The 13,656-nt window shown below is 39.1% G+C and carries 6 protein-coding genes, 2 tRNA genes and 3 rRNA genes; all 11 read left to right on the top strand.

Annotated features, from left to right (window positions below; translation table 11 throughout):
- The first annotated feature begins 1 nt into the window (after window position 1).
- The 11 genes from IPJ23_09255 (at window position 2) to IPJ23_09205 (ending at window position 13,630) form a co-directional block, all read left to right on the top strand.
- Window positions 2–1,423, top strand: a complete 1,422-nt coding sequence (locus IPJ23_09255) for an SLBB domain-containing protein (protein ID MBK7630874.1) — start codon at window positions 2–4, stop codon at window positions 1,421–1,423.
- A 248-nt stretch (window positions 1,424–1,671) separates the two neighbouring features.
- Window positions 1,672–3,204 (top strand): 16S ribosomal RNA (locus IPJ23_09250).
- 132 nt (window positions 3,205–3,336) lie between these two features.
- Window positions 3,337–3,410, top strand: a tRNA-Ile gene (locus IPJ23_09245).
- A 60-nt stretch (window positions 3,411–3,470) separates the two neighbouring features.
- Window positions 3,471–3,543, top strand: a tRNA-Ala gene (locus IPJ23_09240).
- 140 nt (window positions 3,544–3,683) lie between these two features.
- Window positions 3,684–6,592, top strand: a 23S ribosomal RNA gene (locus tag IPJ23_09235).
- Window positions 6,593–6,693: 101 nt separating this feature from the next.
- Window positions 6,694–6,810: ribosomal RNA gene (gene rrf / locus IPJ23_09230) — 5S ribosomal RNA — on the top strand.
- The 16S, 23S and 5S rRNA genes sit together here with 2 tRNA genes alongside, the layout of an rRNA operon.
- A gap of 158 nt (window positions 6,811–6,968) precedes the next feature.
- On the top strand, window positions 6,969–9,191 hold the full coding sequence (gene purL, locus IPJ23_09225; GenBank protein ID MBK7630873.1) for a phosphoribosylformylglycinamidine synthase subunit PurL: 2,223 nt from the start codon (window positions 6,969–6,971) through the stop codon (window positions 9,189–9,191).
- Window positions 9,181–10,173 carry a YihY/virulence factor BrkB family protein gene (locus tag IPJ23_09220; GenBank protein MBK7630872.1) on the top strand — a complete coding sequence of 331 codons (993 nt, stop codon included), beginning with the start codon at window positions 9,181–9,183 and terminating at the stop codon, window positions 10,171–10,173. Before purL ends, IPJ23_09220 begins: the two co-directional genes overlap by 11 nt.
- A gap of 227 nt (window positions 10,174–10,400) precedes the next feature.
- Entirely contained in the window at window positions 10,401–10,643 is a 243-nt protein-coding gene (gene acpP / locus IPJ23_09215) for an acyl carrier protein (GenBank protein MBK7630871.1), read from the top strand.
- Between the two features lie 18 nt (window positions 10,644–10,661).
- Entirely contained in the window at window positions 10,662–12,794 is a 2,133-nt protein-coding gene (locus tag IPJ23_09210; GenBank protein ID MBK7630870.1) for an acetate--CoA ligase family protein, read from the top strand.
- A gap of 26 nt (window positions 12,795–12,820) precedes the next feature.
- Window positions 12,821–13,630, top strand: a complete 810-nt coding sequence (locus tag IPJ23_09205) for a glucosamine-6-phosphate deaminase (GenBank protein ID MBK7630869.1) — start codon at window positions 12,821–12,823, stop codon at window positions 13,628–13,630.
- Window positions 13,631–13,656 lie beyond the last annotated feature (26 nt).

The raw sequence follows: 13,656 nt of genomic DNA, 5'->3' as shown, positions 1-13,656 counted from the left end.
GATGAAAAATCTATTTTTAGTTTGGTTATTAATTGCTTCAGTAGTTTGCTCGCAATCTTCTACAAAAGAACAACAAAGTTTATTAAATTTTTCAGGAATAAGCGTAACGATTGGTGGTAGCTTCCCCTTAACAGGCTCTTTCCCAGCTTTGATGACAGAGAGAGTTGATCAGTTTATCACAAGAATTTATAATGAAGCAGTTGCACGATCTACTGCAAATGCTCAAGACGAAGCCTTACTTGATAAGCTAAAAAAAGATTTAACTATGTATTCTTTAAGAGGAATAACTTTAAAAAGATCTTCTGGTGAAGAAATAGTGATTGATCTTGAAAAGTTTAGACTTTACGGCGATTTTAAAAATAATCCCTATCTCAAAAATGATGATATAATAATTTTCCCTCCATACGATATTGATAGAAACTTTTTTAGTATAAATGGCGCTGTGAACATACCGGGAAAATATTTTTATGTTGAAGGTGATAAACTAAGTGATGCGATACAACTAGCGCGTGGATTAAATCCCGCATATGAAAAATTGAATAATGCTGAGATAAAGAGACTTAGTTATGATGGACAAAAACAGGAAACGATAACAGTCAAACTAGATCAAGATGTGACAATTCAACGCGGTGACCAGATTATAATAATGGCTAATGAAACTCAGAAAAAAGATTTTTATATCTTGATTTTAGGAGAAGTGAATCAGCCAGGATATATCCCTATTACTAAAGACAACACTAAACTTGGTGAAGTGATTAATTTGGTTAAAGGTTTTACAAAAAATGCTTCATTAAAAAGATCTAGAATTTTTAGAGGTAATAGTATAACACCACTTCTTGAACGACAATATGGGATTAAAATTGGGGATGAATTATTGAATAATAATTCAGATCTGGTTGCAAGGATTGTAAATTATGAACAAGCAATGATGTTTAGAATGTCAAACTTGGTTGAAGAAGATAAATACTATTTTGAAGTTGAAAACCAGTATAGAGTACTAAATGAAGGAAGTGCGATAGATTTTACTCAGGTAGAAAATGAATCTTCTGAAATATATAACTTCACTTTAGAAAGTGGTGACGTTATTGTTGTTCCACCACTTACAAAGACAGTTTATGTTTTTGGACAAGTATCAAACCCTGGTCATGTAAAATATTCTGAAAACAAAGACTATCGCTATTATATTGATCAAGCTGGTGGGTTAGGTGAATATGCAGAAGAAGAAATCATGATTATTAAAGGAGATTCGAGAAATTGGGTAAGCGCAACTCTAAAAGTCCAAATAGAAGATGGAGATTTTATTTTTATTCCCAAACAGAGGATCAGATCTTTCCAATCAACAGTTGCAGAATGGGGTGGTTATTTTTCGATAGTTGGCAGTATTGCCACAGTTTTATTATTAATTGTACAATTAACGAAGTAAAAACTTGACATTTAAACACATAACCTACATATTAGCGGGCTACTTTTTAATAAATTATTGTTCTTGAAAATTATTTTTTAAGTTTTTCAGATAGAAGATTAAGTTTACTTGACTTTAGTTTGAAGAGACTTTAAATTTGTAGCCCTTCTTAAAGAAGGCTTTGTTCTTTGAAAGAGTGAGAAAATAAGCCAGTTAATTCCATAGTTTAACTTGCGTCTAACGCCAAGATTACAAAAAAATTAAACTCTACAACGGAGAGTTTGATCCTGGCTCAGGACGAACGCTGGCGGCGTGCTTAACACATGCAAGTCTACGAGAACGAGGTAGCAATATCTCTATTAAAGTGGCGCACGGGTGCGTAACACGTAAGCAATCTACCTTTGGGTCTGGAATAACTTCGAGAAATCGAGGCTAATACCGGATAATGCAGCGGCACCGCATGGTGATGTTGTTAAAGTTTAAGTAACGCCTATAGATGAGCTTGCGTCTGATTAGCTAGTTGGTAGGGTAAAGGCCTACCAAGGCAACGATCAGTAGCTGGTCTGAGAGGATGATCAGCCACACTGGAACTGAGACACGGTCCAGACTCCTACGGGAGGCAGCAGTGAGGAATATTGGGCAATGCCCGCAAGGGTGACCCAGCAACGCCGCGTGGAGGATGAAGGCCGTAAGGTTGTAAACTCCTGTTAGAGGAGAAGAACAGTACCGATTGGATCGGTATTTGACTGTACCCTCAGAGAAAGCCCCGGCTAACTACGTGCCAGCAGCCGCGGTAATACGTAGGGGGCAAGCGTTGTCCGGATTTACTGGGTGTAAAGGGCGCGCAGGCGGGATAGCAAGTCAGAGGTGAAATCCTACAGCTTAACTGTAGAACTGCCTTTGATACTGTTATTCTTGAGTTCGGGAGAGAGAGACGGAATTCCAGGTGTAGTGGTGAAATACGTAGATATCTGGAAGAACACCAGTTGCGAAGGCGGTCTCTTGGTCCGATACTGACGCTGAGGCGCGAAAGCGTGGGGAGCAAACAGGATTAGATACCCTGGTAGTCCACGCTGTAAACGATGAATACTAGGTGTTGGGTTTTTAACTCAGTGCCGCAGCTAACGCATTAAGTATTCCACCTGGGAAGTACGATCGCAAGGTTGAAACTCAAAGGAATTGACGGGGGCCCGCACAAGCAGTGGAGCATGTGGTTTAATTCGATGCAACGCGAAGAACCTTACCTAGGCTTGAAAGGCAAGTGACAGGGTATGAAAGTACCCCTCCAGCAATGGCACTTGTACAGGTGCTGCATGGCTGTCGTCAGCTCGTGCCGTGAGGTGTTGGGTTAAGTCCCGCAACGAGCGCAACCCCTACTATTAGTTGCCACCAGGTTATGCTGAGCACTCTAATAGGACTGCCTACGCAAGTAGTGAGGAAGGTGGGGATGACGTCAAGTCCGCATGGCCCTTACGCCTAGGGCTACACACGTGCTACAATGGATGTTACAATGGGTTGCTAAGCCGCAAGGTGGAGCCAATCCTCTAAAGGCATCCTCAGTTCGGATTGGAGTCTGAAACTCGACTCCATGAAGTTGGAATTGCTAGTAATCGTGGATCAGCACGCCACGGTGAATACGTTCCCGGGCCTTGTACACACCGCCCGTCAAGCCATGGAAGCCGGGGGTACCCAAAGCCAGTATTCTAACCGCAAGGAGGAATCTGTTTAAGGTAAAACCGGTGACTGGGGCTAAGTCGTAACAAGGTAGCCGTACCGGAAGGTGCGGCTGGATCACCTCCTTTCTAAGAGTAATCTTAAGCTATGAGATTGCTGGTTTCTCACTCTTTTAATTTTTGTTCTTTATATTCTGATGCCCAGGCCAAATTATCATTTTCATATTGGAAATGATTTTTTGTTGTCTAAAATATTTATTTGGGCCTGTAGCTCAGATGGTTAGAGCGCACGCCTGATAAGCGTGAGGTCAGTAGTTCAACTCTACTCAGGCCCACTTTTTGGGTTGTGTGCAAGTAGATACTAAACCTAATCCCAATTACCCTAAGAAGTTTTTGGGGCTATAGCTCAATTGGGAGAGCGCCGCCCTTGCAAGGCGGAGGTTATCGGTTCGATCCCGATTAGCTCCACATTTTTATTTTGTTCTTTGAAAATTTGAAAGAGTAAAAACAATGATTCTTTGAATCAACGTTTTACTGAGCCTGAAATTAAATGATAGATAATGTATTATTTTTAAGAGAATACAAATCTATCTGTGTATAAAAATTTTGGATAAGTTATTAAGGGCATATGGCGGATGCCTTGGTACGAGAAGCCGATGAAGGACGCGACTACCTGCGAAATGCTACGGATAGGTGGAAATAACCTAAGACCCGTAGATCTCCGAATGGGGCAACCCGTCTCGAGTAATGTTGAGATATCCACAACTGAATAAATAGGTTGTGTGAAGGCAACCCAGGGAACTGAAACATCTAAGTACCTGGTGGAAAAGAAAACAATAGTTATTTCCTTAGTAGTGGCGAGCGAAAAGGAAACAGTCTAAACCATTTAACGTGTTAAAGGAAGCAACCGTTGCGTTATTGGTGTTGTGGGAATTGATCTGACTGAATTGCTAATAAGTCGAAGAGTAAAAAAATATATTACTAGCTGAATGTTCTGGAAAGTTCAACCATAGAAGGTGATAGTCCTTTAAGCGAAAGTTTTATGTCTCTTTGGATCAGCCTCCCAAGTACCACGGAATAAGTGGAAGTCTGTGGGAATCTGCCAGAACCATCTGGTAAGACTAAATACTCTCTCGTAACCGATAGCGCATAGTACCGTGAGGGAAAGGTGAAAAGAACTCCTATTAGGAGAGTGAAATAGTACCTGAAACCATATGCTTACAAGCAGTTGGAGTCTTGATTTATCAGGATGACAGCGTGCCTTTTGGATAATGAGCCTACGAGTTACTCGTACGTTGCAAGGTTAAGTTTCTAAGAAACGCAGCCGAAGCGAAAGCAAGTCCTAACCGGGCGATTTAAGTAACGTGCGGTAGACGCGAAACCGTGTGATCTACCCTCGTCCAGGATGAAGTGAGGGTAAAACCTCATGGAGGTCCGAACCAGTATGGGTTGAAAACCGTTTGGATGAGGTGAGGGTAGGGGTGAAAGGCCAATCAAACTCGGAAATAGCTCGTATTCCCCGAAATAGCTTTAGGGCTAGCCTCGGATAAAAGTGTAACGGAGGTAGAGCACTGATTGGGCTAGGGCCGTCACAACGGTACCAAACCCAGACAAACTCCGAATTCCGTATACATGTTTTCCGGGAGTCAGGCCACGAGGGATAAGCTTCGTGGCCAAAAGGGAAACAACCCAAACCATCAACTAAGGCCCCCAAATGATAGTTAACAGAGAAAGGATGTTGAGTTGCTCAGACAACTAGGATGTTGGCTTAGAAGCAGCCATTCATTTAAAGAGTGCGTAATAGCTCACTAGTCAAGCGACTCGGCGTCGACAATACTCGGGACTTAAACTATCTGCCGAAGTTATGGATTGCTGATTTATCAGCAGTGGTAGGGGAACATTCTATGGGCACTGAAGGTGTGGTGTGAACCATGCTGGAGCGCATAGAAAAGCAAATGTAGGCATAAGTAACGATAAGATCGATGAAAAATCGATCCACCGAAAATCTAAGGTTTCCTGAGCAATGTTAGTCATCTCAGGGTTAGTCGATCCCTAAGCCGAGGCTGAAAGGCGTAGGTGATGGAAAACAGGTTAATATTCCTGTACCTGGTAAAAATCGTTTGACTGTAAGGAGGGACGCAGAAGTGAAGATCAGCCACCTGTTGGATTAGGTGGTCTAAGCAAGTAGGCTGAAAGTGTAGGCAAATCCGCACTTTCTTAAGGCTGAGATGCGAACGGGAGTCCTTTGGACATAAACTGATCGTAATCATACTGCCGAGAAAAGCTTCGTACAGAAGAGTTTTATCAGATCGTACCGCAAACCGACACAGGTAGATGGGATGAGTATTCTAAGGTGCTCGAGTGAGCCGTGGTTAAGGAACTCGGCAAATTAACCCCGTAACTTCGGGAAAAGGGGTGCCCCTAGTAAGTGAAATTAATTCTAATTTAGCTGAAAGGGGCCGCAGTGAAATGGCCCAAGCGACTGTTTAACAAAAACATATGTCTCTGCGAAGTCAATCAAGACGATGTATAGGGACTGACACCTGCCCGGTGCTGGAAGGTTAAGAGGAGTGGTTAGCCGCAAGGCGAAGCTATGAATCGAAGCCCCAGTAAACGGCGGCCGTAACTATAACGGTCCTAAGGTAGCGAAATTCCTTGTCGGGTAAGTTCCGACCTGCACGAATGGTGTAACGATTTGGGCACTGTCTCAACCACGGGCTCGGTGAAATTGTGGTACCGGTGAAGACGCCGGTTACCCGCATATGGACGGAAAGACCCCGTGCACCTTTACTGCACCCTAGCATTGGGTTCGGGTAAAGCATGTGTAGGATAGGTGGGAGGCTTTGAAGCCGGGGCGCTAGCTTCGGTGGAGCCAACGGTGAAATACCACCCTTGTTTTATTTGGATTCTAACCTCGGCCCTTGAATCAGGGTCAGGAACAGTGTTAGGCGGGTAGTTTGACTGGGGCGGTCGCCTCCTAAATTGTAACGGAGGCTCTCAATGGTTCCCTCAGCATGGTTGGTAATCATGCGTCGAGTGCCAAAGGATAAAAGGTACGCCGGGGATAACAGGCTGATCTTACCCAAGAGTTCATATCGACGGTAAGGTTTGGCACCTCGATGTCGGCTCATCGCATCCTGGGGCTGAAGAAGGTCCCAAGGGTTTGGCTGTTCGCCAATTAAAGCGGTACGTGAGCTGGGTTCAGAACGTCGTGAGACAGTTCGGTCCCTATCCTATGCGGGCGCAGGATACTTGAGAAGGGTCGCTTCTAGTACGAGAGGACCGAAGTGAACGTATCTCTAGTGCACCAATTGTCACGCCAGTGGCATAGTTGGGTAGCTATATACGGTTGTGATAAGCGCTGAAAGCATCTAAGCGCGAAGCACGCTTCAAGATTAGGTATCCCTTACGTAAGTAACTAAAGACTCCTCGAAGATGACGAGGTTGATAGGCTATAGGTGTAAGTGCAGCAATGTATTCAGCCAAGTAGTACTAATAGGTCGTGAGGCTTATCCATTTAAATTTTTAAATACAGATTTGATTTTCTCTTACAGGCTCGCTCTTTCATTTTTTCATTTTATTTTTTATGCTGATTATTGGTCAGCACAAAGTTTAAATTTTGGTGGTTTTAGCCTGGGTGTTACACCTCTTCCCATTCCGAACAGAGAAGTTAAGCCCCAGCACGCCGATGGTACTGCATGCGCAGGTGTGTGGGAGAGTAGGTCGCTGCCAAATTTTATTTAAAACCCCAGTCTACTGATTGGGGTTTTTTATTTTATAGCTGTACTTCTGCTGTAGTTATAGATTCATCATTTCTTTATAAAATTTACACTGCTTTCCCTTATATTTCCATATAAAATTTTCAAACTATTTTAAATCCTCTTGGAAGATTGATGAAAGAACCTGAAGTAACTTTTGAGCTTGCCTTGGAGCATGGTTTAATTAAAGACGAATGGGAAAAGATTTTAAAAATTCTCGGTCGCACTCCGACTTTTACAGAGCTTGGGGTTTTTTCTGTAATGTGGAGCGAGCATTGTAGTTATAAAAATTCCATTGCACAATTAAAAACTTTACCTCGAAGCGGCGGTAGATTGTTAGTTGCTGCTGGTGAGGAAAATGCAGGACTTATCGATATTGGAGATGATTTAGCCGTAGCATTTAAGATTGAAAGTCACAATCATCCATCTGCAGTTGAGCCATATCAAGGTGCAGCAACCGGTGTTGGCGGAATTATGCGTGATATCTTTACAATGGGTGCACGTCCAATAGCTTCATTAAACTCACTTCGCTTCGGTTCATTAAAAGATGCACGCACAAGATTTCTATTTGATGGTGTTGTTCGCGGAATTGGTGATTATGGAAATAGTTTTGGCGTTCCTACAGTTGGGGGAGAAGTTTATTTTGATGAATCGTATCAAGGTAATCCACTTGTTAATGCAATGGCAGTTGGAATCGTAAATAAAAAACACTTTGCATCTGCTACATCAAAAGGTGTTGGTAATCCGATTATGATTGTGGGTTCTTCTACGGGAAGAGATGGAATACACGGCGCTACTTTTGCATCTGAAGAAATTTCTGAAAAATCTGAAGCAAAACGTCCATCGGTTCAGGTTGGAGATCCATTCACAGAAAAACTTTTGCTGGAAGCGACTTTAGAAATTATAAAAAATGATTGGCTGATTGGAATTCAGGATATGGGTGCGGCGGGAATTTCATGTTCCACTAGTGAGATGAGTGCAAAAGGTGAATCAGGAATGAAAATAAACTTAGATAAAGTTCCTTTGCGCGAAAAGGGTATGACTGCTTATGAGATTATGTTGAGTGAAAGTCAGGAAAGGATGTTGTGCTGTGTTAAAAAAGGTTATGAAGATCGTGTAAAAGAAGTTTTTGAAAAATGGGATTTACATTGTGAAATTATTGGCGAAGTGACTGGCGATGGAATGCTTCACATTGATTATCAAGGTGAACGCAAAGCAACAATGCCACCTTTTGATTTAGTACTTGGCGGTGGTGCTCCTGTTTATGTTCGCGATCAAAAAGAACCCGAATACTTAAAAGAAGCAAGAAAGTTTGATTCAAAAACTTTACCTGAGCCAAAAGATTTAAAAGAAACTTTTCTAAAAGTATTTTCATCTCCGAACATTGTATCAAAACAATGGGTTTATCATCAATATGATTCGATGGTAAGGACTAACACAGTTGTTGGACCAGGTTGTGATGCTGCCGTTATTTTAGTAAAAGGAACAAACAAAGCATTGGCAATGAAAACAGATTGCAACTCACGTTATGTTTATTTAAATCCAAAAGAGGGAACTAAGATTGCGGTTGCGGAATCAGCAAGGAATATTGTTTGTTCAGGCGGCGTTCCGCTTGGCGTTACAAATTGTTTAAACTTTGGTAACCCGTATAAACCTGAAGTTTATTGGCAGTTTGCACAAGCTATTGCAGGAATGGGAGAAGCATGCAGACATTTTGATACGCCGGTTACAGGCGGCAATGTAAGCTTTTATAATGAATCTCCAGAAACGGTAGTTTATCCAACACCAACAATTGGAATGGTTGGATTAGTGGAAGATTTAAAACACATTACAACCTCGTATTTCAAAGACGAAGGAGATGCAATTTATTTATTAGGTGAGGACAAAGAAGAACTTGGCGGAAGCGAATATGCAAAAGTTATTCATAACAAAGTCGCTGGTGAGTCACCAACAATAAATCTTGATGAAGAAAAGAAATTACAAGACACTTTATTAAATCTTATCAGAAAAGGGTTAATAAAATCTGCACATGATATTTCCGAAGGTGGAATCATTTCCGCACTTGCTGAATGCTGCATAATCAACCAGGAAAAACAACTTGGTTGTGAAGTTGATATCCCAATAAAATCCAGAAAAGATTTTTCTTTATTCTCAGAATCTCAATCAAGAATAATTATCTCTGTTTCAAAAGATAAAATTCTTGAAACTGAACTTAAACTCACAGGTGTTAAATTTACAAAGCTTGGAACAGTTAGTGCCCAATCACTTAAATTAAAAAATCTTTTTGATGTTAGCGTAGCCGAACTATCCGGTATCTATTATAATACAATTCCCGGAATAATGGCTGGTGAAGAATAAGTTAAAAGAAATATATAAAAATTCTATTTTCTTTAAATACTTTAGAAAATTAAGATATTTATATCATCTTAGACCCCATTGGCAAAATACTGGTAAATTTCTCAAACATTACTTTGGTGGGCTTTATGTTAGAATGGATCAACATCATCTTTTTCTTTTTTCGGGCGGACTAGCATTCTCACTTTTCACTTGCATTATTCCTTTAATACTAATTGTGTTTTGGATACTTGGAAATTTTCTTAGCTCAGAAGAAATGGAATTACAAATTATAACTTTTATTAATACAGTTATTCCATATAGCGAGTATGCAGATTTTGTAAAGCAAATAATTTTCAGTCGTGTTGAAGAAGTAATTGAGTTTAAAAACGTTGCTGGCCTTCTCGGTTTTGCGGGATTGTTTTTTGCGGCCAGCGGATTTTTTAGCAGTATGCGAACAGTGTTGAATAAAATCAACGGAGTTGATATTGAAGTAAATATTTTTATCGGCAAACTAAGAGATTTTTTAGTGATACTCGTTGCAATACTACTTTTCTTTGCTTCAATTTTGGCGTTGCCTTTGTTAGAATTGTTTAAATCAATTGCAGATTCAACTCCCTACTTGCAATTCTTTAACCATCCTATTTTTCAGCAGTTGTTTACCATTCTGGTCTCGATTTTTATAATGTTAGTGCTCATGTATTTGTTCTATAGTTTTATTCCAACTTCTAAAATAAAACATCGTTCCGCATTAGTGGGCGCTTTGTGGGCTTCATTATTTTGGGTGGGAATGAAAGTTTTATTTGGATATTATCTTGCAAACTTTCAAACCTGGGGCAGAATATACGGTGCTTATGCGTTGGTGATTGTAATCGCCTTTTGGATTTATTATACAGCCGCAGTTTTTATTCTTGGAGCAGAAATTGGAAAACTTTTTGATGAAAGATTAAAAGAAAAGATAGCTATGAAAAAAGACAAATTATCTAATATACCTCCAATCAAATAAAAATCATCACATTGTATTCTTTGGAATTCTTTAAGAATAAATTCTTTGAACGAATTATAAATGCTTGACGATTATTAAGAGTTTATAAACATTAATTAACAAAGTTTTTAATCTGCTTTAAATTAAAACAGGGAAGTACTAATTTTAAGTAAATCAAATTCTCGAATTCAGACGAATGGCCTAAAATATATCTTACCTTAACACCTCATTACAAGAAAGGATTATCTATGGAGAATAATGAAGTACAAAAGCGTGTAAAAAAAGTAATAGCACATGTTCTAAAAGCTAATGAAGAAAACATATCTAATGAAGCCAATTTTATTTTTGATCTCGGAGCCGATTCACTTCAAAGTGTAGAATTAGTTGCTGCATTCGAAGAAGAATTTCAAATAGAAATGGAAGAGGATAAAGCTCTTGAAATTCAAACAGTAGCCGATGCAGTAAAATTCATCTCACAGTATCTTAATTAAATCTATTTCGGAGTAATGATGAGTATTGACTTTTCTGAAAAATCAAAAAATATCCATAGAATATTTTATCCTCAATCAATCGCAGTGCTTGGTGCAAATAATGTTAAAGGTACTGTTCCCTGCGATATTCTTGTAAACATTTTAAAAGCCGAATATAAAGGAGTTGTTTATCCTGTTAATCCGCGCGAAAAACATATTGCATCTATTAAAACTTATAAATATGTAATTGATATTGACGACCCGGTGGATATTGCGGTTATAGTTTACCCTAGTTCTGTAATGCATATGGCGCTCGAGCAATGTGGGCAAAAAGGAATAAAAGGAGCTATAATTATTTCTGCAGGATTTAAGGAAGTCGGTGGACAAGGAATTGAAAGGGAAGATCAGATTAAAGAAATCGGACGCAAGTATGGAATGTCTTTCATTGGACCAAATTGTCTTGGTGTAATCAATACAGATCCAATAGTTATGCTTGATGCTTCGTTTGCACGTAAAATGCCCGAAGAAGGCAATATCGCATTCATTTCACAAAGCGGCGCACTTTGTACAGCAGTTCTTGATTATGCAAAGGCAAAACATATTGGATTTTCGAAATTCGTCAGCATTGGAAATAAAGCTGATATAAGTGAGATTGATCTTTTATACTATCTAAAGGATGACCCCAAAACAAAAGTAATACTACTTTATTTGGAAGAAATAAGTGATGGACATGGTTTGATGAAAGCTGCCAAAACAGTAATTGAGGAAACCGGAAAACCGGTCTTGGCAATTAAATCAGGCAGAACTGCTGCAGGTGCATCTGCTGCTGCATCTCATACTGGTTCATTGGCCGGAAGCGATGAAATATGTGATGCTGCATTTAAACAAGCTGGAATTATTCGTTGTGATGATATTGAAGAGATGTTTAATAAAGCTATTGCGTTTACTTATCAACCGATGCCTAAAAGCAACAGGATTGCTATTGTTACTAATGCAGGCGGACCAGGCGTTCTTACGACTGATGCTGCTATTAGGAATGGACTTGAATTGCCGAAGTTTAAACCTGATACAACTGAAATTTTAAAAAAGAGTCTTCCCAAAACTGCTAATATTAATAATCCTGTAGATGTAATTGGGGATGCGCGGGCAGACAGGTATAATGTTGCTGTGTCAAGCGTTTTAAAAGATGAAAATGTTGATGGAGTATTTGTAATTCTAACGCCACAATCGATGACCGAAATTGATAGTATTGCAGAGGAGATCAGTCGTTTATCAAGTCAGTTTGAAAAACCGATATATACTTCGTTTATGGGAGAAGCTGATGTTGCATCAGGAATAGATATTCTTCAGCGCAATAAAATTCCTCATTATATATTACCAGAATCAATGCCGATTGCCTTTTCTACTATTTATAAATTCAAGAAAATGCTGGAAGAGAAACAAGAACTTCCAGAATCATTTAAAGATGTTGATGTAACAAAGGCACATTTAATTCTTAACAATGCCCTTAGCGAAGGAAAAAAATATCTTCCTGAGGAAGAAGCTGCTAGAGTTCTTGAAGCCTATAATTTTCCATTACTTAAAAGTGGTTTAGCCAAATCTGCAGTGGAGGCAGGAAAAATATCCAATAACCTTGGTTATCCAGTGGTAATGAAAATTATATCAGATGATATTGTTCATAAATTTGATGTTGGAGGAGTGATTCTTGACATAAAATCAAAAGAGGAAGCTGAAGAAGCTTATAATAAAATAATTGAGAATATAAAAAAGTTTAAACCCGAAGCGAAGATAAAAGGCGTATTTGTAAGACAGATGATCCCACGAGGCGAAGAAATTATATTAGGTTTAAAACGTGATTTGACATTTGGACCTGTGGTCATGTTTGGTCTCGGTGGGATTTTTGTTGAGATATATAAAGATGTGAGTTTTAGAATCGCTCCGCTTGATAAAAAATCCGTAGATAAATTGATTACGGAAACAAAAGCATCGGCGATTCTATCCGGTGCAAGAGGACGCACTTTGAGAGATATAAGTTCATTAAAAGAATGTATAATGCGGCTTTCTCAACTTGCTGTAGAATGTCCTCAGATTAAAGAACTTGATATCAATCCTTTAATAGTTCTTGAAGAAGGGAAAGGAAGTTTTGTAGCTGATACTAAAATTATGCTTTAACAATTTTATTTAAACAGGAGAGTAATATGAGAATTTTAATTTATGATAACTACCAGTCACTTAGTAAATGGGTTGCTCACTATATTGCAAAAAAAATTATTACAGCAAAACCGACGAAGGATAAACCTTACATTTTAGGACTCCCAACCGGTTCTTCTCCAATTGGAACTTATGCAGAGTTAGTTTCCCTTTGTAATGAAGGAAAAGTTTCTTTTCAAAATGTAGTTACATTTAATATGGATGAGTATGTTGATATATCTGAAGAACATCCAGAAAGTTATCATTATTTTATGTGGCAGCATTTATTCAGCCATATTGATATTCCCAAGGAGAACATAAATATCTTAAATGGTAATGCAAAAGATCTTGAGAAAGAATGTCATTTATACGAGGAAAAAATAAAATCCTATGGTGGAATAGATTTCTTTTTGGGTGGTATTGGCGCGGATGGTCATATTGCTTTCAATGAACCTGCCTCATCTCTATCATCAAGAACGCGTATTAAAACTCTCACTTACGATACACGGCTCGCAAATGCTCGCTTCTTTGAAAATCAAGTAAACAAAGTTCCTAAAACTGCACTTACAGTTGGAGTTGGAACAGTTATGGATGCAAGGGAAGTTTTAATAATTGTAAGCGGTTACAGTAAAGCACGTGCACTGAAAATGGCAGTAGAGGAAGGTGTAAATCATATGTGGACGGTTTCGATGATGCAGCTTCATCCCCATGGAATTATTGCATGCGACGAGGAATCAACTTTAGAATTAAAAGTTGGTACAGTAAAATATTTTAAAGAGATTGAAAGCCATACATTGAGTGAATTACCTATTGTGTAATTTATTTCTTAAATCTAAAGGGCCAT

Source organism: Ignavibacteriales bacterium (assembly GCA_016709765.1).
Lineage (GTDB): Bacteria > Bacteroidota > Ignavibacteria > Ignavibacteriales > Ignavibacteriaceae > IGN3.
This window is presented reverse-complemented; position numbering and strand designations above follow the sequence as displayed.

What these genes read in the sequence shown, in the direction of transcription:
- purL (MBK7630873.1), top strand. Translation starts at nt 6,969, where the DNA reads ATGAAAGAACCTGAAGTAACTTTTGAGCTTGCCTTGGAGCATGGTTTA.
- IPJ23_09205 (MBK7630869.1), top strand. Translation starts at nt 12,821, where the DNA reads ATGAGAATTTTAATTTATGATAACTACCAGTCACTTAGTAAATGGGTT.
- acpP (MBK7630871.1), top strand. Translation starts at nt 10,401, where the DNA reads ATGGAGAATAATGAAGTACAAAAGCGTGTAAAAAAAGTAATAGCACAT.
- IPJ23_09210 (MBK7630870.1), top strand. Translation starts at nt 10,662, where the DNA reads ATGAGTATTGACTTTTCTGAAAAATCAAAAAATATCCATAGAATATTT.
- IPJ23_09255 (MBK7630874.1), top strand. Translation starts at nt 2, where the DNA reads ATGAAAAATCTATTTTTAGTTTGGTTATTAATTGCTTCAGTAGTTTGC.